Genomic DNA, 20,462 nt, shown 5'->3' with positions numbered 1-20,462 from the left:
TTCCAGCTGTGCTGATTGGTACTCAGGATTATGTTGGTTATAATTTTGAATTTTACTTTATTCCTTTCACCCTGTTCGGACTTAGTTCCCCCAATTTTCCCTGTCAAGGCTCCTGAACTGTATGGCTTCGGCCATATGCACAGGTTCTACACTATGACTTCCTTCAAGGTCGGCAATTGTTCTGCTTACCTTCAGTATCCGGTCGTAAGCACGGGCGGATAGCTTTAGTTTCTCCATGGCCAGCCCCAGTTGTTCCCTGCATTTATCACTGATCACGCACACCGTTGCCAACAGGCGGCTATGCATTTGCGCATTGCAGTAAATCCCTTCATAAGCGGCAAACCTGCTGGCCTGGATAGCCCTAGCAGCGATCACACGTTCACGTATATACGTACTTTTCTCTGCGGCATTGGTCGACGACAGGTCCGCAAACTTCACCGGCGTTACTTCCACGTGGAGGTCTATACGATCCAGCAGCGGCCCGGATACTTTATTCAGGTATTCCTGTACCTGCCCGGGAGCACAGGAACATTCCTTATCCGGATGGTTGAAATACCCGCAGGGGCATAGATGCGTTGCCTTTTTCCAAAATTGACGAGACAGTACCTAAACCATTGGGAAGCAAGTATTTAAGTAATCCCGTGACGCTGGGTGAGAAGGTGCGAAATCGACGAATTGAAAAAGGAATGCTCCAAATTGAACTAGCAGAACTGATGGGCGTTTCTGAATCAAGTGTTACTTTATGGGAAAACAATAAATCCCAACCCGGCATTCAACTTTACCCCAAGGTCATTGAATTTTTAGGCTACTTCCCCTTTACCTTAAATACTGATAAGCTAAGTGGAAGAATAACGATGTATCGCTATATGAACGGGCTCACTCAAGCTTCATTAGCTAAAATGTTAAGCGTAAATGAAATCAACAATCCAATATTACGAGTGCGGAAAATCAATGCCAGGAAGAAATATTCGAGGAAAAATTATTGCGCTTTCAACTGATAAACTTGCAATGTTTGACAAAAACGATTTTGATAATCGAGGAGCGGGATATGTCGAAAATCCAGTTACCATTGGAGAGAAATTAAGGAACAGGCGACTTGAAAAATTGATGACACGAGAAGAAGTTGCGGAATTATTTGTTGGATGAGCCCGATATATTTAGTACTCAAAGGAATCCGGTGTTGGCAATCTGCGCCAGTGCCATTGCCACTCAGGTTCTGGAATTGGATATCAAGGAATTTTATTCTTAAAAATATATGGCTGCAGATTGAAAGTCAGGTTGTATATCTCACCTTTTTTTACCGTTATCTTATATTGAATACTATTAAAGTTTAATCCTCTAACGAGTATATTATATGTGCCTGGATCTAGTTCCTTGTTGAAGAAACCGGCCTCATTGCAAGGTATTCGTTGTTTTTTGATCCATATATCACCCATGTTTATTGGAGTTGTATATGAATCCCTCTTAATGTATCCTTTAATAACCGAATTAGGGATGTCAGCTTTTTCAATTATCAAACGCACCTGTGATGTATCATTGGAATTAACATTAACTATCTTATTAGTATGTTTACAAGAATGAAAAACAAACATCCCACAACATGATACTATCACGGTTCCAATTGTTATTAATCTAGTGGCTTTCATGAATATATAATTTATTTACAAGTTCTCTTCCCGATCGGAGTAGCATTTTCATTAGCAACACCTGTTTGTTCTGCCTCAAGTCGTGCCTGTATTCTTTCTTTTGCTTGTTGTGTCATAACTTGACTATTATTCCAAAAATCCAATCCTCCCCACGCGAGATCCGAATAAATACCTATTTTTTCCGTATAACCAGCCGCATTACCATATCTAAACATTGCTTCGGCAATTTCACCCACAAAAAAATTAATCATCTGATCATGCTGAATTTTGTTGTAATCCGGGTTCTTTGAATTTATGTAAGCATTTACGATATCAGGATATGACTTATTAGCGTTTATTGGGTCGTTAATAAAATACAAAGAAATATGAGCATGTACCGCTTCATGGAATATTGTTCTTGCTATTGATAATTCAGTTGCATTTTTTAACACGTCATAATTGAGAACAGTTGTCACTGACCTCCCCTCTACATGGGTCTGTGCATTCAGACCTGTTCCCAATTTGCCTTCCTTGATCGTCCAGTTCCAACCGGGCGCGTTTCCATCTATTTTTCGAATCATTATCCCAAGTGTATAAGTCTGACCAAGCCCCCTAATCCTTTCAAGGATATTGATGAGACATGGATGAGTTAATGAATCTCGAATGCTGGCTGCAAACGCCTTAAACAAATTCTCTTCCTCTATTGTGTATCCTGTCTCCCCTGTTTCCCCGCCACCTTGTCCGGGAATCCTTGGCAATGGAATGCCAGGGTTTTCGCTATCCCTGCAATTTATATATTCTACGTTACTTATTGACCAACCTTTCGGTTGTCCATTCCATGCTGAACATTGCGCCCCCTGTCCAGTGGGAGTAGGACAAGCTCCTCCGGAACTTCCTGTAGTTGTAGTCACTGTAAAGTCTCCATGGCCAAGATCAGCTCCTTCACAATAGGAAGTCCAAGTACAATTTTGGTCACAAACAATCATTTCAGTTTTTGCACCACTTATGACCTCTACCTGCCTATGGGGGTCTTGTATCATACCAAAATTATAGTGCCTTAGCCAGGTGTTTCCCTTAAAATCATCAATCAAAACCCAGCCGGTAAACCGTGCAAAGTCAATTCGCCTAATCGTGTCGCCTTTATTATTATCCAATGAATATGTTCCTCTAAAAAATTGAGCATTTCCTTTTGGGTTCGCTTGTACAATAAGAAACTGAAGAGTCCCGACGGTTCTCACATTGTAGTGTGCATCGGATTTCTCATTGTGAAAAAGCCCCGGTTTCAAAGGAATATAGTAATAGTATAGGCTATCTTTTGGCAGAGCTGTAGACATTTGATTCCATTCAGGATTCCAATTAATATTCAATGTGTCATTAAACCGGGCTACTAATTGACGAGCAAATCCAGTTGAATCAAATTTTTTCTGAAAATCTTCTGTGCTATTAATCGGATGGTCTGATTTCGAAACAGAGGAATCTTTCTTGGTGCAACTTATAAACAAAATTACTAACCCTATTTTACAGAATATGGATATTAGGTTAATGGACGTTTTCATATGATTATTATTTTGCCGAAAACAATCGCAATTTGCTGATAAGCGGTTATAGAGCTGATATTAAAGTATCTTCAGCCATGCACTTTGGGGCATTGTTGGCTTTATCTGTGCAGATTATGCCTAATTCTAGAGCTAATTTTTCAATTTTTCCAAGCAGTTTTGATACACATTTGGCCTATTAATCACAATACTATCTATTGTTCAATGTAGCCCTTCTAGAGTTTTTTCCCCGGCTCAGAATATAAGTGTGAATGTATGAGCAATAGAGGACAGGGCCATTAAACTTGTGTAAGAAATTTCCAAGAGAACCGTCGGTTTGATCATCGGTCAGGCGCCGGATCTGTTCACCGCCATACCAGGATGGTAGTAGCTGGCGGTAGACCTCTTCCTGCGCTAGTTGCGGGGAGCGGCATGCCGTTATTTACGGGTAGTGACCAGCTCTACGCCTCTGCGTTTCTGAATTTTATCAACGGCAGCAATTTCTGGGCGCAGCTCACATCAACGTCAATGATACCTGTTATTAATCAAATTGAGCTTCCGCTGAGAAAACTGAATTCTCGGATAGTAGAAGGAATGACAGTTTTGCCGCCGCAGCGTTATAACGGGCATGGATACACTGAACGGGTACCAGGTGATCAAAGCCCGTACGCCACAGGCGGAACTGGATAAGTTGTTCGCCGCATTGCGTAATGTTACCCAGGGCAAGGCAAAGGTCCACGCTGCGTTTGCGGAATATGCGCCCGTGCCCCCGGAAATTCAGAAGAAACTCAGCGATGAATACCTGAAAGAAGAAGTAGTGTAACCTTCACCTCCAGCCTTCCCTGTCAAGGCTCCTGAACTGTATGGCTTCGGCCATATGCACAGGTTCTACACTATGACTTCCTTCAAGGTCGGCAATTGTTCTGCTTACCTTCAGTATCCGGTCGTAAGCACGGGCGGATAGCTTTAGTTTCTCCATGGCCAGCCCCAGTTGTTCCCTGCATTTATCACTGATCACGCACACCGTTGCCAACAGGCGGCTATGCATTTGCGCATTGCAGTAAATCCCTTCATAAGCGGCAAACCTGCTGGCCTGGATAGCCCTAGCAGCGATCACACGTTCACGTATATACGTACTTTTCTCTGCGGCATTGGTCGACGACAGGTCCGCAAACTTCACCGGCGTTACTTCCACGTGGAGGTCTATACGATCCAGCAGCGGCCCGGATACTTTATTCAGGTATTCCTGTACCTGCCCGGGAGCACAGGAACATTCCTTATCCGGATGGTTGAAATACCCGCAGGGGCAGGGATTCATAGATGCCAGCAACATGAAGTTGGCGGGAAAGTCGATAGCCGTTCTTGCCCGGGAAATGGTCACTCTTCTTTCTTCTACCGGTTGCCGCATTACTTCCAGCACCTTCCGTTTAAACTCAGGCAGCTCATCAAGGAACAGTACACCGTGATGTGCCAGTGAAATCTCTCCCGGCTGCGGGATGCTGCCGCCGCCTACCAATGCGGCATCACTGATGGTGTGATGCGGGGAACGGAACGGGCGGTGGGTGATCAGTGAAGTGTGCTCCGGCAACTTGCCGGCCACGGAATGAATTTTAGTGGTTTCCAGTGCTTCCTGTAAGGTGAGTGGCGGCAGTATGGTAGGCAGTCGCTTTGCCAGCATGGTTTTGCCGGCTCCGGGCGGTCCTATCAGTATTGCGTTGTGACCACCGGCAGCGGCAATTTCAAGGGCACGCTTGATCTGTTGCTGGCCTTTAACTTCACTGAAATCAATATTGAAACCGGTCTGCGTGGAATAGAACTCATCACGCCGTGCTGAAACAGGCGTAAGACTACCAGGATCATTCAAAAAGTTAATGGCTTCGGAAATATGTGAAATGCCATATACTTTCAAACCATCCACCATAGCGGCTTCCAGCGCATTCTGCCTGGGCAGTATAAACCCTTGGAAGCCGTCTTTCAACGCCTGCATGGCTATTGGCAGCGCGCCTTTAACAGGCTGGATGGTGCCATCCAGCGAAAGCTCTCCCATAAGCACATAGTGCTCCAGGTGCATGGGCGATACCTGCCCGGAAGCGGCAATAATACCGGCGGCAATGGGCAGGTCGTACGCTGCGCCGGCCTTGCGTATAGCCGCAGGCGCCATATTTACCACGGTCCGCGTTCTGGGCATGCGCAGTCCCATACACTGGATAGTGGACTCTATACGCCGTTCGCTTTCCTTTACAGCATTGTCTGGCAGCCCGACAATGAATAATTTATTGCCTTTGGAAGATACATTTACCTCTATGGTAATGGTAATGGCATTTACGCCAAGGATGGCGCTGCCGTAGGTTTTAACAATCATATGGATATCTGGGTTAACAGGTACGAATATAAGCATTTAACTGCTGGAAAACGTTGTTAAGCTCCCGGCAGTTAAATGCTTCCAGTTATTTTATCTGAGTAAGCAGATCCAGTACCTTCTCTCTTTTAAGGATCAGGTAACCAATTTTTTCTTTGGCGATTCCATCTTTCAGCAGGTAAGTAAAATGAAGGTCATCATCAATAACGGTCGATTCAAAATACTTGAACTGGATCCGTTTTTCATTGCTCAGTTCTTCCGCTACTTCATACAGGTGTGTGGAAAGGATGAACAGGCAGTTGGTGCTTTGAAGAAATCCCCTGATCACGGCCAGGGAACAATTCCGGGCATCTTCCACGTTAGTGCCTTTAAACATTTCATCGATCAGTACCAGCCAGTTTTTACCGTTGCTGATTTGCAGGATGGTATTTTTGATGCGTTGTACTTCACTGTAAAAATAGCTTTCTCCCTTAAAAATATTATCCTGTACCTGGATGTTACTGAAGATGCCGTGAAAGAAGCTCAGCTCCATATCCTGAGCAGGCACGCCCATGCCTATATGTGCCAGGAACACGGCCACTCCTGCGGCTTTGATAAAGGTAGTTTTGCCGGCCATATTGGCGCCGGTAAGAAACATGAAATGAGCCGCTTCATCGAGCTTTACATCATATGCCACGGGCTCGGGAAGAATGATATGATAAAGTTGTGTGGCTTTAATAACCGGCCTGCTGCTGCCGGAAAAAACAGGGAACTGCAGGTTGAAATGCTTAATGGCCTTGGCCATCGCATAAAAGGCATCCAGCTGCTGGTAAAGGGTTACCAGTTCCTGGATCACTTTCCTGTGTTTCTTCCGGATATAATTATCATAACGGAGGATCTCTACAAAATTCAGCTTGCCTTCTTCATCAGCTTTTAAAATATCATAAAATTCCTTTTTGGTAAGCAGCTGCTGTGCCCTGTCCAGCAACACTTTCAACACCGTTGGCGTTTCATCGGAATTGAAGGCATTGATAAATGTGCGGAAGCCTTTCAGTAATATTACCAGCTGCGTGAAAGAGAATTTGATATAACCGTAATCAGGCGCATAGATGGTTTTATTGAGTACCGCATGAAGGTATAAAGCAATGCCTTCGGTACTGGAAATGGGCTCAATCTGCGCATCCATATAGTTTTCCACCACTACTATGGTTCCGTTGGAGATGATAGACGGCCAGTTGCTTTCCCGTTCCAGGATGTATTGCAATGCACGCTGCCTGTTCTTAATGGCATTGATGTCGGATAAAGGATTACTGTACAGTTGCCGCAGGTATTCACGGCCGCCGGCTGTGGTAGTGAAATCAAGGCGGTGGAACAGGGAGAATTCTTCGTCGCGGTTAAAAATAGACAGGTCGTAGTAGGATGTTTTGTCCAGTTGCATGCAGCATCTTTTTGGTGAATATACGGTGGAAGATGCAAGGATAGAAAAATTCCATAAGAATTGAAAGGCTGTGCCGGCATTACCGTAAATGCAGCCATCCCAGCTGCATTTACGGTAGCAAAAATATTATCGGCTGAAGGCCAGTCGCTGCCCCAATACGTTCTCATTAAAAACGCCGTTGGCATAAGCGAGGTGGCCGCTTACAAAAGTATGTGTTACCGCAGCCGGGAAAGTATGACCTTCAAACGGGCTCCAGGCGCATTTATAATGAATATTCTCTTTGGTAACATTGGTCTGGTCCTGCAGATCCACTATTACGCAATCGGCATAATACCCTTCTCTCAGAAACCCTCTTTCCTTTATCTGGAAACAGATAGCGGGCGCATGGCTCATTTTCTCCACTACTTTTTCCAGGGAGAGGTTGCCTTTCTTTACATATTCCAGCATCAGCAGCAGGCTGTGTTGCACCAACGGAACGCCGGAAGGGGCCTGCAGGTAAGGCTGTTGTTTTTCCTCCCAGGTATGGGGGGCATGATCGGTGGCAATGATATCCAGCCGGTCGTCCAGGAGCCCCTGCCAGAGTGCGGTTTTGTTGTCGGCTGATTTAATGGCAGGGTTGCATTTGATCAGGTTGCCATATTGGGCATAATCATCTGCGGTGAAGTGAAGGTGATGAACACACACTTCTGCTGTAATCCGTTTTTCAGCCAGCGGCAGCATATTACCAAACAGCTGAAGCTCCCTTGCTGTGGAGATATGCAGGATATGCAGGCGGGCATTGTGTTTCTGTGCAAACTGGATAGCTACCAGGGAAGATTCAAAACAGGCTTCTACGTTGCGTATCAACGGATGATCCGCTGCGGTGAGGCGATCCCCTTTTTCCCGCTGGTAGGCTTCCATGTTGGCGCGGATGATTTTTTCATCTTCGCAATGGGTGGCGATCAGCAACTCACTGTTGGAGAATACGGTTTCAAGGGTGAGGTAGTTATCTACCAGCATGTTACCGGTGGAAGATCCCATGAATATTTTTACGCCGCAAACACTTTCTTTTTTGGCGTTTGTTTTCAGTATTTCTTCCACATTATCATTGGCGGCTCCCATAAAGAAGGAGTAGTTGGCCAGCGAATGTTGTTGGGCAATGCTGTATTTATCTTCCAGCAGTTCCTGTGTGAGCGCAGCCGGTTTGGTATTGGGCATTTCCATAAAGCTGGTGGTACCGCCGGCTACTGCAGCGCGTGCTTCAGTATAAATATTGGCTTTATGGGTTAAGCCCGGTTCCCGGAAATGCACCTGGTCGTCTATAACGCCCGGTAACAGGTGTTTACCTTCCCCGTTAATTTCAGTGTAGTTACCGCTGATGGTGATATTTGGCGCTATTTTTTCAATGCGGTGGTCTTTGATCCATACATCCTGTACCGTGGTGCGCCCTTCGTTTACCACGGCTATATTCCTGATGAGGTAGTTTTGCATGGCGCAAAGGTAAAAAAATCAGCGTAATCACGGTTGATCAGTCTGATCCTGAACAAGACAAGTCGCCGGAGGCGATCATAGATCCTATCCCTCCAAATGAATCGAAAACACAATCATTCTTGATTGCAGTTTCTCCACCACATTGGAATACCGCAGGTTGGGGTCTTTCACGTGTACATTGCCGAAACCGTTGCTGATCTTAAACTCCGGGGCAAAAATGAAGCTCTCGAAATAAAATTCAAAGCCGGCGCCGGCTTCATAGCCATAATCGCTCTTCCTGATCTTTACAAGATCTTCCGCCCGGCGTAAACGGGCATTGGAAGCAAGGTCATAATCATATTTAAGGCCTGCAATAGTATAAACGCGCATATTGCCTATGCGGTCTGATTTAAACTTGATCTGCAGGGGGAAGCTCAGTAATATAGACTCGATCTTTTTATCCGTATCCTGGGGTTTGGGGTAAGTGTCGCGGTAGTAAAGGTTTTTGGAAGCAAATATAAGCTGCGGGTTAAAGCGCAGGTCAAAATGCTCACTCAGCCTGGCATTGGCCAGCAGTCCCAGGTTAAACCCCATAGTTTTCAGCGGCTCCGCTATCATAATAGAGTCATTGGCCAGGAAAGCGGGGGAATGCTCCAGTTTGAAATACGACTGGTTTGCGGCCAGCGTAATACCAAAGTAATAGGGTTTTGCATCGTGTTCCAACATATTCATCTGGGTTTGCGCCCTTGCAGGAAGTACCCCGAATATAATGAATATCAGCGCGTAGCGCAATAAATGGAACATATGCCGAATGTTAGCGTTTTGCATGTAACGGCCTGGAAACGGGTATTGGTTAAAATAGTTCGCATTGCTTCACCCTGGGGAAACGCTTTCACAGATTCCGGCAGGTAACTGTAAGCCGCCTGGCTTTTGGCTACCCACTTCCCGATCAGGGGAGTAACATAACGAAAATACGAATTATATAATTGTTTAATAGGAAAAACTGTGGGATTCGAAAATTCAAGTATCACCAATTTACCACCCGGCTTTAAAACCCTGTACATCTCAGACAATCCTTTCTCCAGGTTCTCAAAATTACGCACACCGAATGCCACTGTTATCGCATCAAACGTTTGATCGGGAAAACTTATTGTTTCGCTATCGCCGGCTTGCAGGGTTATTTTGTTGCTTAACCCCGCTTTCAGGATCTTTTCCCGGCCGTGGCTCAGCATTCCCTCGGAAATGTCAATTCCCACAATTTTGTCGGGATGCAGCCGCTTTTCCGCCATAATAGCAAAGTCGCCCGTACCGGTAGCCACGTCCAGCATGAGTTTGGGCTGAAGCGATTTCAGGTACCTCAGTGCCTTTTTGCGCCATATAATGTCGATCCCGAGCGACATAAAGTGATTAAGAAAGTCGTAGCGGTAAGCAATATCATCAAACATGGTCGCTATCTGCTCCTTCTTGCTTAATTTTGATCCTTCAAAGGGAACGATCTTCTGAACATTTGCATTTTCTGACATAGTGCGCAAAGTTAAAGAAATGTAGTCATGTGACAGTATGCAAAAACAGGGATACGGGATTTTTAATGGAACAAAGCAATATCATTATGATTATTAAATCAGCAGAATATCTTATCAGCAGCCCCAGTTGGGAGAAATGCCCCAACCCCATATGGCCGGAATACGCATTCATCGGCCGTTCTAACGTTGGTAAATCTTCGTTGATCAATATACTGGCTAACAATGAAAAACTGGCCAAAACTTCCGGAACACCGGGTAAAACACAAATGATTAATCATTTTGCCATCAATAACGCCTGGTACCTGGTAGACCTGCCCGGCTACGGATTTGCCAAAAGAAGTTTGTCGCAGCGCCGCCAGTGGGAACAGATGATCGAAAATTACCTGCGTAAACGGCCCAACCTCGCCAGCGTATTTGTGTTGATCGACAGCCGCCATCAGCCACAGAAAATTGATATTGATTTTATTAACCAGCTGGGAGAATGGAATGTGCCGTTCAGCCTTGTGTTCACTAAGGCAGATAAAAGTACCCAGGCGGAAGTCAGTAAAAATGTAAAAGCATTCCTCAATAAAATGAGGGAAACCTGGCAGTTCCTCCCCCCGAACTTTATTACTTCTACCGTGAAGAAAACCGGCAGGGATGCCATCCTCACTTACATTGATGAGCTGAATGCACAATTCCGGGCCATCGCTTAGTAATGCTTTCTTATATACACATTATTGTTACCCCGGTATTCCGGGGTAATTTTTTATATTTATTTGTTTATCTCAGCCAGTGATGGTATTTTTTGCTTAAATACTGTTGGAATGCCGGATATCGCAGATGAAATACTGTGTAAAAAGATAATAGAGCAAGATGAAGATGCCTTCCGGGTGCTATACGAAAAATACCGGGATCACATATATGGCTATACCATGAAGCTCTGCGGGTTACCGGAAGTAGCATCCGACGCCGTTCAGGAAGTATTTATGAAGATATGGGTAAAAAAAGATACCCTGAAACCGGAGTTATCTATCAAATCTTACCTCTATACTACTACCCGCAATTATGTATTTGATTACCTGAGAAAAGCAGTACATGACCAGAAATTCCGTGAATATTTTCTGCAGATGTATACAGAAGATACCGGCCTTATGGACGATATCCTTTACACCAGGCAACTGGAAGTCATTAAAATGAATGCCATTGCCCGGCTGCCGGCCCAGCGTCAGCTGATTTTCAGAATGAGCAAAGTGCAGGGCTGCTCTAACCAGGAAATAGCAGATCAGCTGGGTATTTCCGTTAACACCGTGAGAGATCAGCTGGTAAAAGCTTCCCGCTTTGTAAGACACTATCTCTGCCAACACGCCGATATTTCGATTATCGTTACCGCCTTTTGCCATATCATCCGTTTCTGAAAAAATATTTTCAGGAACGATCGTCTTTTAATGTTATCCGATCGTATTAGTGTTATGTCAACCGTGAACAATGGAAGAAAGTAAGGAACGGATCAGGCTTCTCTTTATTAAATTAACCAAAAGGGAATGTACCCGGGAAGAGCGGCAGGAGCTTCTCGCCTGGTTACAGGAAAACCCTGCGCCGGAGCATTTGCCGGAGGTGGAGGATTTACTGCAGCAGGAAAACTGGCCCGTAATGCCGGCAGATACAGCCAACCGGGTTTTCACCGCCATTATGCAGCAAACACCGTCCAAACCGGTGATCCCGCTGTGGAGAAGAACCGTGTTCAGGGTGGCGGCGGCCCTGGTACCGCTTGTTGGCTTGGCAGCACTCGTATTGTTCTTTTACAGGGATAAAAATGATAAACGCCACTTTGCGAATAACACCCGCCAGGTGCAAACCATACGGCTGGAGGATGGTACCGTGATAAGTCTTAACCAGCGAAGCAGCCTCACCGTAAGCACATCTCCCGGTAAAAATAAACGCAGGGAAGTATGGCTGAAAGGAGAAGCCTTCTTTACCGTGATACACCAGGCCGGTAACCCGTTTGTAGTACATGCTGCCAGTGGTATTGATATAAATGTACTGGGTACTGCCTTTAATGTGAGCAGCATAGACAACAACGCTGCGGTAGTGCTGAACGAAGGAAGCGTAAAAGTTAATACCAGCACAGGAGACGCCCTGCTGCTGCATCCTGGCGAAATGGCCGATTACAGCGCAAGTACCAGAATGCTCACCAGGCTGAAAGTAGATACCCTCTTCCAGACATCCTGGAGATACAACCTGATGGCATTCAAAGGAGAATCCTTGAGAACAGTGATGCAAAAACTCGGTGAACAATATGACTATGAAATAGTATTTGATCAGGAAGAAACAGGAGAATTACTGTTTACAGGTTACATACCGTCTGATAACCTGCAACAGGCCATTGCTACGATAGAACAGACCTTTAATTTAAAATTCATTTTACAACACAGAATCATTCGTGTAAGCAACAAAAAAATCCTTTAGAGACAACCAAAACTTAGTTATGAAAAGAGTTAAATCAATCAGTACCCTACTGATAATGGTCACTGCTTTGCTATGCTGTTTGCAATGGTCAGAAGCACAGAAATTAAAAGCGGGCACCCCTGAAAACAAAGTAAACGCTGTACCACTTATTACCGTGATCAATGAACTGGAAGCAAAATTTGATGTACGCTTTAGTTACAACACCAATCTGCTGAAAGGAAAAAATGTGCTCCTGCCAAACACAAATACCTTTCAGGCAGATAATATTGAAAGTAACCTTAACAAGTGTATGGCGCCGCTTGGATTGGTATGCAGGAAAATCAACGGAAAACTATACGTGGTAAAAGCGGAAGATGCCACTGATGCAAAGTCCGTACAGGCTGCAACCGCTAACACCGCGCCACTGCAAAGTATTAAAGGTTCGGTAAGGGATTCTCTGGGTAATGCATTGCCAGGCGTTATTGTTCAGGTGAAAGGTACCTCCAAAGCCGCAATTACAGATAAAGACGGCAATTTTTCCATCGATAATGTAAAGGATGGCGATGTACTGTTGTTCAGCTTCATGGGCTATACGCCAAAAGAATATACCGTGAAAGGAGAACAGTCTGTTCACATTGTGCTCAGCGATCAGGCCATCAGTATCGACCAGGTGGTGGTTACGGCGCTCGGTATCAAACGCCAGGAAAAAGCCCTGGGATACGCTGTGCAACGGGTAAAAGGAGAAGCAGTACAAACCGTGAAAGGAGTAGATATGGCTACTTCCCTTACCGGCCAGGTATCCGGCCTTGTGATCAAGAACTCCACGGAATTTTTTGCGAAACCTACTATTGAACTAAGAGGGGAAAGCGCTTTACTGGTAGTAGATGGTGTACCCTATGGTAATATGACCTTACGCGATATTCCTACAGATGATATAGAAAGCCTCGATATCCTCAAAGGGCCCACTGCTTCGGCATTATACGGCTCAAGGGCTGCCGGCGGCGTAATCCTCATCACCACAAAAAAAGGAACAGGTACAGGATTATCTGTAAACGTGAACAGCAACACCATGTTCCAGAGCGGTTTCCTGGCCATACCTAAATCACAAACTTCTTACGGCCGTGGCCAGAACGGGAAAATTGATAACGACTACGTATGGGGGCCCAGACTGGATGCAGGAAATACAGCCAGGGACTGGAATCCCGTTACCAAACAGTTTGAAGATAACAGGCCGCTGAACTCCATAGGCAAAGATAACCTGAAGAATTTTATGGAACTGGGCATTGTTACCAATAACAACATCAACGTGTCTCAAAGTGGTAAATACGGCAGCTTCCGCGCTTCCCTGAACCATATCTACAATAAAGGACAGTTCCCCAATGCCAAACTGAATATGTATAATTTCACCCTGGGCGGGGAATTGAAGGCTTCCGAAAAATTCAGTCTCGAAGGACATATGGGCGTAAGCAAGCGGATGGCCCCACAGGTATGGGGAACCGGCTATGGTAACCAGGGATATATTTACCAGCTCACCATGTGGACCGGCCCCGAATACGATATCCGCCAGTACCGCGATTACTGGAAAACTCCCAATCAGACGCAGAACTGGATGTATACCAACTGGTACGATAATCCCTATCTCATCGCCTACGAAAAACTGGATGCCATTCAGCAGAATACTACCAATGCAAGTCTTACCGCCAATTATAAATTCACCCCGGATCTGAACCTGCTGGTACGCATCGGTTATGATGTTTACAACAACAAAGAGACCTTTACCAACCCAACCGCCAATATCTATTCTACCCGCGGTGGATGGAATGCCCGGGGATTATACAGTATCAATAATACCTGGGGCTGGAGCACCAACGATGATGCCATGCTTAGTTACAATAAAAAGGCGGGCGACTGGAACTTCGAAGCAATGGTAGGCGGAACTATTTATTACTGGGTGGATGAAGGATTGAAAGCCTCCACGAAAAACGGGTTAACAAGCCCTACTTTCTTTTCGCTCAACGGCTCTGTAGAACCGCCTACCTTCACGCCCGCCTATAGCAGCAGGCAGGTGAACAGTTTGTATGGAAGAGCTGCCGTAAGCTGGCGTAATACAGTGTTTATTGACGCTACTGGGCGTAACGACTGGAACTCTGCACAACCGGCAGACAACAGGGCATATTTTTATCCGTCCGTTGGTTCCAGTGTGGTATTGTCTGAGTTATTTAAGATGCCTGCATTTACTGATATGTGGAAAATACGCGGTTCCTGGGCTACGTTTAAAACGCCCGCAGGTGTGTATGATATCAACCGCTTGTACTCTACCGTTACGGGCGCCTGGAATGGCACCAATTCCGCCAGTTATCCCAGCAACCTGCTGGGCGTTAACCTGCTGCCAAGTTCACAACGCACCTGGGAAATTGGTACTGCCGCTTACCTGTTTAAAAAGCGCCTGAATATAGACGTTGCCTATTTTAATAAGTATTATTACAACCAGCAAACTTCCGTTTCTATTCCCGGCTCCTCGGGCTTCCTCAGCACACTGGTAAATACATCTGAAACCTATGTAAGGAAAGGCCTGGAAATTACTGTTGGCGGTACTGTAATGAAGAAGAAAGATTTTCAATGGTTATCTACCATCAACTGGTCCAACCAACACCGTTATTATGTAGACCTCGATCCTGTATACTCCGCGCAAAGCCCCTGGGTGAAGAAAAAGGAAAGACTGGATACCTATACAGATTATTACTGGCTGAGAGATCCGGATGGCAATGTAATACACAACAGCGGCTATCCCGTGGAAAGCGATTACAGGAAAAAGTACGGTTACAGTGATCCGGATTTCAGCTTCGGTTTTATTAACACCTTCTCCTATAAAAATTTTACCGCATCTCTCAATATAGATGGCCGTATCGGCGGACTGATGTACAACTATATCTATGATAAAATGTGGGACTCCGGTACCAACCCTGAATCCGATAATCAGTACCGTTATGATGAAGTAGTAAACGGCCTTACCAATTATGTAGGCCAAGGTGTAAAGGTTACTTCAGGAAGTGTGGCTTACGATAACTTCGGTAACATTACCAGTGATACCCGTAAGTATGCTGTAAACGATACAAAAGTATCTTACCAGAACTATGCACAGAACTTCAGGGGCGGTGATTATGGCGTGCAAAAGAAAACCTTTGTAAAGGTGCGTGAAATATCCGTTGGATACCGGTTTCCTGCCACTATGCTGGCGAAGAGCGGTATAAAAAATGCATCTGTTTCACTCACTGCACAGAACCTGTTCCTGTTCACCGCTTTCAAATTTTCAGATCCCGATGTGGATGATGAAAACCTGAACTCGCCATCGCAACGGATGCTGGGTATCAATTTCAGAGTAGGGTTCTGATATCTTTCAACATCAAAATAAATCTCATGAAAAATAATTCATTGAAATATATACTGGCAGTATCCCTTACAGCCGCGTTGACTGCAGGCTGCTCCAAATTTGACAAGATCAATACCAACCCCAATAAAACCACACAGGTGAGCTCCGCTATGCTGGCCACCAATATGATCCTGAGCATTACCAGGTCTGATATCAGCACCACCAAAAGCTTTATGCAGCCTTACCTGTTAGGCAAATATCTTACCTGGGGAGAAGGACAGGAGAGCTTCCAGTATAACAGGTTGGGCAGAACCAATTTTAACAGGATCGCATTGCTGCGTAACGTACCACCCATGATAGGTTATGCGCCGGATGAACAACTCCGGAAATCCTATAATGCCTTGGGACATTTTATCAGGGCCTGGCAATTTTTTCAGACCACCATCCAGGTAGGCGATATTCCTTATTCACAAGCTGTAAAAGGAGAGTCTGAGAATCTTATTCAACCTGAGTATGATACACAGAAAGCAGTGTTCCTCGGTATACTGAATGAACTGGACAGTGCTAACCTGCTTTTTGCAGAAGGTAAAGACTTTGGCGGCGATCCTGTTTATAACGGTAAAGTAGATAACTGGCGCCGGCTGGCCAACAGCTTCGAATTACATGTGCTGATGAACCTGTACAGGAAAACAACTGATGCGGATCTGAAAGTTATAGAACGGTTTAAAGATATAGTGGCCAACAGGCCGCTGATGCGTTCCTATGCAGATAATTTTGCGCTCACCTATACCGCTGCAGCCGGGCAAAACTATCCCTGGTCTGATGTACCGGCCGGTTCAGGTAACTCCTTTGTGAAATCCAATTACACGATGCTCACCGCCACGCTGATAGATCCGCTGAAGGCATTGCATGATCGTCGTTTGTTTTACTACGCCAAACCTTCGCCAGTTAAAATTGCAGCTGGTAAAACGGCAGATGATTATGATGCCTATGTAGGTGCAGAACCGTCTGACGCGTTTCCTGCTTTGCAGTCTGTCCGGTTGTCTAAAGATTATTCCGATCTGAACAACCGCTATGTGAACCTGGTAAATGCAGAACCGGTAAGTGTTTTCAGCTATTCCGAATTACAGTTTGTATTGGCAGAAGCAGCGCTGCGCGGCTGGATTACCGGTACGCCTGCGCAAAACTATTATGCAGCCGGCATCACTAATTCCATGAAATTTACAGCAGCATATACACCGGATGTAGAAGACTATCATCACAATATGAAAATGGACGACAGTTATATCCAGGGCTATGTAACATCGGTGGCGCTCACGGGCAGTATGCAGCAGCAGTTGTCGCAGATCATTACACAAAAATACCTCGCAGGGTTCCTGCAGGGAGCAAACTACAATGCCTGGTATGAGCAGAGAAGAACAGGTTATCCTGTATTCAAACTGAATGTAACCACTAACCTGAATACGCCTGCCACGCAGTTTCCTGTAAGATGGCTTTACCCTGATAATGAGCTGAGTTATAACAATGCGAATCTCAACAATGCTATCCAGCGGCAGTTCAGCGGTAGCGATAATGTGAACAGTGTGATGTGGTTATTGAAAGATTAAAGCAAGAAGGGGGATGAAAGTGATATTCGTTTTCATCTCCCTTCTTAATAATAATTTCTTCATCAGTAAGCTACTTTACCGTACGTCGTTATGCAGGCATCTGAAAGGTTGGGGGTTAGAATGATTGCATCGCTTTTAAAAGTGACGAAGAACTGATTGCTTTCGCCGATTGTCAGCACAGTTTCGTTGTTAACCTGCTTAATATGAAACGTGTCGGCGTTTTCTTTTACATCATTGACAAATAATGCATACTGATTGCCGTGGAAAACTATTTCCTGCTTATTGGTAACAGCTGCGCCTTGCCCGCTGAAACATCCTTCTACTTTTGCCAGCCGCCATTTTCCTTCTACGGAAGTAAGCAGAGGAGCGTCTTTCTTCTTACAGGCAGAAAAAACAGTTATTAAAAACAGGATAGGGAGGAAATAATAAAATTTCATAACAGGAGATTTGGGTGTTATTAAAACAACAATTTCCAGATAGGGTGATCAGTTAAATATTTTATTGTTGATGATCGTTTGATTGATCTTTTTTTCAAAATCTGCAAAATAAGCAGGGACTGATACAAGGGGTATATCTAAATAGATTTCAGTACTGTCTATTGGATTTTTTTGTACATATATAAATGCCCGGAAAGGGACATCAGTTGCACCACGCGAAGAGTAAGTATTTGGATCGGCTTTGATAGCTGTTCTTGGAAAGCTGCTTAGATAAGGCTTCAGGCTGTCATGCACATTACGGGGCAATTCCCTGGTGCTTTTCTCATTGTTTTTTTGAGTAATCACGTAGCTGCCGTTTGCTGTGATTTGCAAGGTTTGGCTTTCCACATTGGGAACGCTCCAGCCTCCGTCAAAAACAAACAATGAGGTAGTATCAGGAGCCTCCACCATATCTTTTTTACAGGAGAGCGCGCAGAGAGATGCCAGCAGCAATACGGCTGCCAATGATTTTGGTAGTATCATACAGAATGGGTGTTTATTGAATGTATAGAGCAGAAACCAGTGAAAAGTTACAATGGAAAGAGGGGATTGTATAGCTTGATAAGGGGAGAAAACGCCACCTGACGTGGTAGCACGTCAAAAAAATTGGAGAGAGGTACAAAAAAACGGGGCGCCTTAGTTCACTATCTTATTGGCGCAGCTGCTGCTGGCAAAGGCTTCGGGTTTGGCTTTAAAGGCAAAGCCCATCCCCAGGATATAGCCCATTGCTTCCCGTAGCGCCAGGTTGCTTTTGAACTGAGGGTTGGTATTGATGTCTGCGTGCACTTCCATGTCTACATCATATTCTGTAAACAGGTCGCACAGTTCATACGCAATTTCAATACTCTTGGCTACTTCTACCAGCATGCGCTCTTTGATAGAATAGCGGTCTTTGGTTTTTTCATTGTGAATAAACATAAATCCGCCATGACCTTCCCGCAGGAATACGATCACTGTGGCGAATTCCGTATCTACTCCTTTTACCTGGGAATCAGTTCCGATGCATACCTTCAGCCGGAATCCCTTTGCGGTTTCGCGGACGATGGCTTGTCGTACTTCTTCCTTTACCGGAAGGTGGATAACCTCTCCATTAAATCTTCTCCATTGCATACATGTATATATTAAGGGTGAACATGCGTAATTGGGTTATGCTATAATGCCTGCCTGCTGAAGTAATGCCATGCGCTAATTGGGTCAACAATATGGAATGCGTTCATTGGGGATAACAGCAATATATACGAATATACGAAAAAGCTGTTAGCAATAACCAACAGCTATATATTAAAAAAATAAGAAGATTCAGAGTGGAGGAGGGCTAGAACTGCCCCGTGCTGAGCATTACAAGGGTACATGCCTCAACCGGACGGATATTATGCTGCCGGGCAATATCTTCCAGCTCCGGGTTTTCTGCACCTGGATTGAAGATGATGCGGTTGGGCCGCAGCTGTAATATATAGTCGTAATATTCTTTCTGTGCCACCGGGTTCAGGTACATGGTCACAGTATCTACTTTTTCAAGCGGCGGATGTTCGGTGATTATCGGCGTATCACCAATGGTAGCCGCACGTTTTCCTATCGCTACTACCGGGTGCCCTTTGGCCTTCAGCCGGTTCACGGCCAGGTGGCTGTATCTTTCCGGGTTAGGCGATGCGCCCAGTACCACGGTGAGCTTTTTATCATTATTGGTTTCCATACTGCTAATTTACGGAATTCGGGGCAGGTGATAAGCGCTCCGGGCTTTTACAGGGGAAACGCTGATATGGCTGTTTTCGTATAGACGGCAGGGTGATTGCAACCGAAGGGAAACCGCTTCTTCCCGTAAGGTAATAATGCTTCTTCGTATAGATAACACGGTTATGGCAAGTATCAGGCCCGGAAGGAGGAGAAACGTACTGGTTGCGGTAAACGCCTGCAAAACATCTGTAAATGCAGGTGTATGGATAGGCAGCCACTTCTCTGCCCGGACCAGTAATGCAAACAATGCCACATTGCATAGTAAAAGGGTAATATCGACTGTGCAAATCACTGTCAGTATTCCCTGGATAATACCGTCTGCTATGTAAAACGGTTTCATCTTTTTGGTATTCCGGATTTTCGGAGAAATGGAAATATATCTCCAAATATTATTTGATCAGCTTTAGCAGGCTGCTATAGAACCAGCTTTCTTCTGATTTGATAAATGCGCCGATGGTTTTATCTGTTTGCTGCGCAAATTTGGTGATGTTGGAGATGGAATCCTTAAAGGCCTTCATCTCTTTGTCTTTAGGATCACCCTCTGCCTGCTGCAGCTGTAACAGCACTTTCATGATGGGATCCAGCTCGCGTTTCTTTCTTTCACGGGCTATATAGGTGGCTACTTTCCAGATATCTTTTTCTGCTACAAAGAATTCCTTTCTTTCCCCCGGGATCAGGATACGTTCTACCAGGCCCCAGTTAATCAGTTCCCGCACATTCATATTGGTATTTCCCCGGGAGATGTTCAGTTCCTCCATGATATCATCGGCACTCAAGGGATCAGGCATTACCAGCAATAAAGCGTGGATCTGGGCCATTGTACGGTTAATGCCCCACTGGGCGCCCAAAGAGCCCCATGTTTGGATAAACTGCGCTTTTGCTTCCACTAAATTCATGTAGGTCGTTATTTTATAGCGTTTGACGGTTTACAGCATCAAAT

21 protein-coding genes are annotated in these 20,462 nt (G+C 45.1%); 8 read left to right on the top strand and 13 right to left on the bottom strand.

The genetic code is table 11. The annotated features are described in order from the left end of the window. Positions 1–81: 81 nt before the first annotated feature. The gene (locus tag FN124_RS05980; protein ID WP_142683836.1) at positions 82–603 is read right to left on the bottom strand and encodes a magnesium chelatase subunit ChlI family protein; all 522 of its coding nucleotides are present in this window, start codon (positions 601–603) and stop codon (positions 82–84) included. A gap of 38 nt (positions 604–641) precedes the next feature. On the opposite strand from FN124_RS05980, the gene FN124_RS31715 reads away from it, so the two are divergent. Together FN124_RS31715 and FN124_RS05970 are read left to right on the top strand one after the other, a co-directional pair. Beyond that, a complete protein-coding gene (locus tag FN124_RS31715) occupies positions 642–998 on the top strand; it encodes a helix-turn-helix domain-containing protein (protein ID WP_376765843.1) in 357 nt (118 codons plus the stop codon). Beyond that, positions 913–1,146, top strand: a complete 234-nt coding sequence (locus FN124_RS05970; protein WP_142683834.1) for a hypothetical protein — start codon at positions 913–915, stop codon at positions 1,144–1,146. Before FN124_RS31715 ends, FN124_RS05970 begins: the two co-directional genes overlap by 86 nt. A gap of 511 nt (positions 1,147–1,657) precedes the next feature. Here FN124_RS05970 and FN124_RS05965 read toward each other — a convergent pair. Continuing rightward, entirely contained in the window at positions 1,658–3,181 is a 1,524-nt protein-coding gene (locus tag FN124_RS05965) for a hypothetical protein (RefSeq protein WP_142683833.1), read from the bottom strand. A gap of 598 nt (positions 3,182–3,779) precedes the next feature. On the opposite strand from FN124_RS05965, the gene FN124_RS05960 reads away from it, so the two are divergent. Continuing rightward, positions 3,780–3,983, top strand: a complete 204-nt coding sequence (locus FN124_RS05960; RefSeq protein ID WP_260607443.1) for a hypothetical protein — start codon at positions 3,780–3,782, stop codon at positions 3,981–3,983. 3 nt (positions 3,984–3,986) lie between these two features. Here FN124_RS05960 and FN124_RS05955 read toward each other — a convergent pair whose 3' ends face one another. The 5 genes from FN124_RS05955 to ubiE form a co-directional block, all read right to left on the bottom strand. Beyond that, on the bottom strand, positions 3,987–5,522 hold the full coding sequence (locus FN124_RS05955; RefSeq protein ID WP_142683832.1) for a YifB family Mg chelatase-like AAA ATPase: 1,536 nt from the start codon (positions 5,520–5,522) through the stop codon (positions 3,987–3,989). Between the two features lie 85 nt (positions 5,523–5,607). Next, a complete protein-coding gene (locus FN124_RS05950; RefSeq protein ID WP_142683831.1) occupies positions 5,608–6,936 on the bottom strand; it encodes a MutS-related protein in 1,329 nt (442 codons plus the stop codon). A gap of 126 nt (positions 6,937–7,062) precedes the next feature. Further along, a complete protein-coding gene (locus tag FN124_RS05945; RefSeq protein WP_142683830.1) occupies positions 7,063–8,406 on the bottom strand; it encodes a dihydroorotase in 1,344 nt (447 codons plus the stop codon). An 84-nt stretch (positions 8,407–8,490) separates the two neighbouring features. Next, positions 8,491–9,189 (bottom strand): type IX secretion/gliding motility protein PorT/SprT, encoded by a 699-nt coding sequence (porT, locus tag FN124_RS05940; protein ID WP_142683829.1) that lies wholly within the window; start codon positions 9,187–9,189, stop codon positions 8,491–8,493. Further along, on the bottom strand, positions 9,162–9,908 hold the full coding sequence (gene ubiE / locus FN124_RS05935) for a bifunctional demethylmenaquinone methyltransferase/2-methoxy-6-polyprenyl-1,4-benzoquinol methylase UbiE (RefSeq protein WP_142683828.1): 747 nt from the start codon (positions 9,906–9,908) through the stop codon (positions 9,162–9,164). Before ubiE ends, porT begins: the two co-directional genes overlap by 28 nt. 86 nt (positions 9,909–9,994) lie before the next feature. Between ubiE and yihA the strand changes: the two genes are divergently transcribed. The 5 genes from yihA (at position 9,995) to FN124_RS05910 (ending at position 17,312) form a co-directional block, all read left to right on the top strand. Beyond that, complete coding sequence (yihA, locus tag FN124_RS05930) at positions 9,995–10,603, top strand: ribosome biogenesis GTP-binding protein YihA/YsxC (protein WP_142683827.1); 609 nt, start codon at positions 9,995–9,997, stop codon at positions 10,601–10,603. A gap of 111 nt (positions 10,604–10,714) precedes the next feature. Then, positions 10,715–11,305, top strand: a complete 591-nt coding sequence (locus tag FN124_RS05925; protein ID WP_142683826.1) for an RNA polymerase sigma-70 factor — start codon at positions 10,715–10,717, stop codon at positions 11,303–11,305. A 70-nt stretch (positions 11,306–11,375) separates the two neighbouring features. Then, positions 11,376–12,356: a FecR family protein gene (locus tag FN124_RS05920; protein ID WP_142683825.1), complete on the top strand. Its 981-nt coding sequence runs from the start codon at positions 11,376–11,378 to the stop codon at positions 12,354–12,356. 19 nt (positions 12,357–12,375) lie between these two features. Then, on the top strand, positions 12,376–15,726 hold the full coding sequence (locus FN124_RS05915; RefSeq protein ID WP_142683824.1) for a SusC/RagA family TonB-linked outer membrane protein: 3,351 nt from the start codon (positions 12,376–12,378) through the stop codon (positions 15,724–15,726). 26 nt (positions 15,727–15,752) lie between these two features. Beyond that, positions 15,753–17,312, top strand: coding sequence for a SusD/RagB family nutrient-binding outer membrane lipoprotein (locus FN124_RS05910; protein ID WP_142683823.1), 1,560 nt, complete (start codon positions 15,753–15,755; stop codon positions 17,310–17,312). Between the two features lie 62 nt (positions 17,313–17,374). Here the strand turns inward: FN124_RS05910 and FN124_RS05905 are convergent, their stop codons facing one another. The 6 genes from FN124_RS05905 to FN124_RS05880 all read right to left on the bottom strand — a co-directional run bounded on the left by FN124_RS05905 (position 17,375) and on the right by FN124_RS05880 (position 20,418). Next, positions 17,375–17,749, bottom strand: coding sequence for a hypothetical protein (locus tag FN124_RS05905; RefSeq protein ID WP_142683822.1), 375 nt, complete (start codon positions 17,747–17,749; stop codon positions 17,375–17,377). Positions 17,750–17,797: 48 nt separating this feature from the next. Beyond that, positions 17,798–18,271, bottom strand: coding sequence for a hypothetical protein (locus tag FN124_RS05900; protein WP_142683821.1), 474 nt, complete (start codon positions 18,269–18,271; stop codon positions 17,798–17,800). A 153-nt stretch (positions 18,272–18,424) separates the two neighbouring features. Beyond that, a complete protein-coding gene (locus FN124_RS05895) occupies positions 18,425–18,898 on the bottom strand; it encodes a ribonuclease H-like YkuK family protein (RefSeq protein WP_079470056.1) in 474 nt (157 codons plus the stop codon). A gap of 205 nt (positions 18,899–19,103) precedes the next feature. Next, a complete protein-coding gene (locus FN124_RS05890; RefSeq protein ID WP_142683820.1) occupies positions 19,104–19,481 on the bottom strand; it encodes a CoA-binding protein in 378 nt (125 codons plus the stop codon). A gap of 9 nt (positions 19,482–19,490) precedes the next feature. After that, complete coding sequence (locus FN124_RS05885) at positions 19,491–19,862, bottom strand: hypothetical protein (RefSeq protein ID WP_142683819.1); 372 nt, start codon at positions 19,860–19,862, stop codon at positions 19,491–19,493. Positions 19,863–19,911: 49 nt separating this feature from the next. Continuing rightward, positions 19,912–20,418 carry a GbsR/MarR family transcriptional regulator gene (locus FN124_RS05880; RefSeq protein WP_142683818.1) on the bottom strand — a complete coding sequence of 169 codons (507 nt, stop codon included), beginning with the start codon at positions 20,416–20,418 and terminating at the stop codon, positions 19,912–19,914. Positions 20,419–20,462 lie beyond the last annotated feature (44 nt).

The sequence above is a fragment of the Chitinophaga polysaccharea genome (assembly GCF_902150045.1).
Classification (GTDB): domain Bacteria; phylum Bacteroidota; class Bacteroidia; order Chitinophagales; family Chitinophagaceae; genus Chitinophaga; species Chitinophaga polysaccharea_A.
Note: the sequence above shows the minus strand (reverse complement) of the source record. Positions and strands in the feature narration are given on the sequence as shown.

What these genes read in the sequence shown, in the direction of transcription:
- yihA (WP_142683827.1), top strand. Translation starts at nt 9,995, where the DNA reads ATGATTATTAAATCAGCAGAATATCTTATCAGCAGCCCCAGTTGGGAG.
- FN124_RS05925 (WP_142683826.1), top strand. Translation starts at nt 10,715, where the DNA reads ATGCCGGATATCGCAGATGAAATACTGTGTAAAAAGATAATAGAGCAA.
- FN124_RS05880 (WP_142683818.1), bottom strand. Translation starts at nt 20,418, where the DNA reads ATGAATTTAGTGGAAGCAAAAGCGCAGTTTATCCAAACATGGGGCTCT.
- FN124_RS05945 (WP_142683830.1), bottom strand. Translation starts at nt 8,406, where the DNA reads ATGCAAAACTACCTCATCAGGAATATAGCCGTGGTAAACGAAGGGCGC.
- FN124_RS05905 (WP_142683822.1), bottom strand. Translation starts at nt 17,749, where the DNA reads ATGAAATTTTATTATTTCCTCCCTATCCTGTTTTTAATAACTGTTTTT.
- FN124_RS05920 (WP_142683825.1), top strand. Translation starts at nt 11,376, where the DNA reads ATGGAAGAAAGTAAGGAACGGATCAGGCTTCTCTTTATTAAATTAACC.
- FN124_RS05895 (WP_079470056.1), bottom strand. Translation starts at nt 18,898, where the DNA reads ATGCAATGGAGAAGATTTAATGGAGAGGTTATCCACCTTCCGGTAAAG.
- FN124_RS05885 (WP_142683819.1), bottom strand. Translation starts at nt 19,862, where the DNA reads ATGAAACCGTTTTACATAGCAGACGGTATTATCCAGGGAATACTGACA.
- FN124_RS05965 (WP_142683833.1), bottom strand. Translation starts at nt 3,181, where the DNA reads ATGAAAACGTCCATTAACCTAATATCCATATTCTGTAAAATAGGGTTA.
- FN124_RS05915 (WP_142683824.1), top strand. Translation starts at nt 12,376, where the DNA reads ATGAAAAGAGTTAAATCAATCAGTACCCTACTGATAATGGTCACTGCT.
- FN124_RS05950 (WP_142683831.1), bottom strand. Translation starts at nt 6,936, where the DNA reads ATGCAACTGGACAAAACATCCTACTACGACCTGTCTATTTTTAACCGC.
- FN124_RS05890 (WP_142683820.1), bottom strand. Translation starts at nt 19,481, where the DNA reads ATGGAAACCAATAATGATAAAAAGCTCACCGTGGTACTGGGCGCATCG.
- FN124_RS05900 (WP_142683821.1), bottom strand. Translation starts at nt 18,271, where the DNA reads ATGATACTACCAAAATCATTGGCAGCCGTATTGCTGCTGGCATCTCTC.
- ubiE (WP_142683828.1), bottom strand. Translation starts at nt 9,908, where the DNA reads ATGTCAGAAAATGCAAATGTTCAGAAGATCGTTCCCTTTGAAGGATCA.
- FN124_RS05955 (WP_142683832.1), bottom strand. Translation starts at nt 5,522, where the DNA reads ATGATTGTTAAAACCTACGGCAGCGCCATCCTTGGCGTAAATGCCATT.
- FN124_RS05910 (WP_142683823.1), top strand. Translation starts at nt 15,753, where the DNA reads ATGAAAAATAATTCATTGAAATATATACTGGCAGTATCCCTTACAGCC.
- FN124_RS05970 (WP_142683834.1), top strand. Translation starts at nt 913, where the DNA reads ATGAAATCAACAATCCAATATTACGAGTGCGGAAAATCAATGCCAGGA.
- porT (WP_142683829.1), bottom strand. Translation starts at nt 9,189, where the DNA reads ATGTTCCATTTATTGCGCTACGCGCTGATATTCATTATATTCGGGGTA.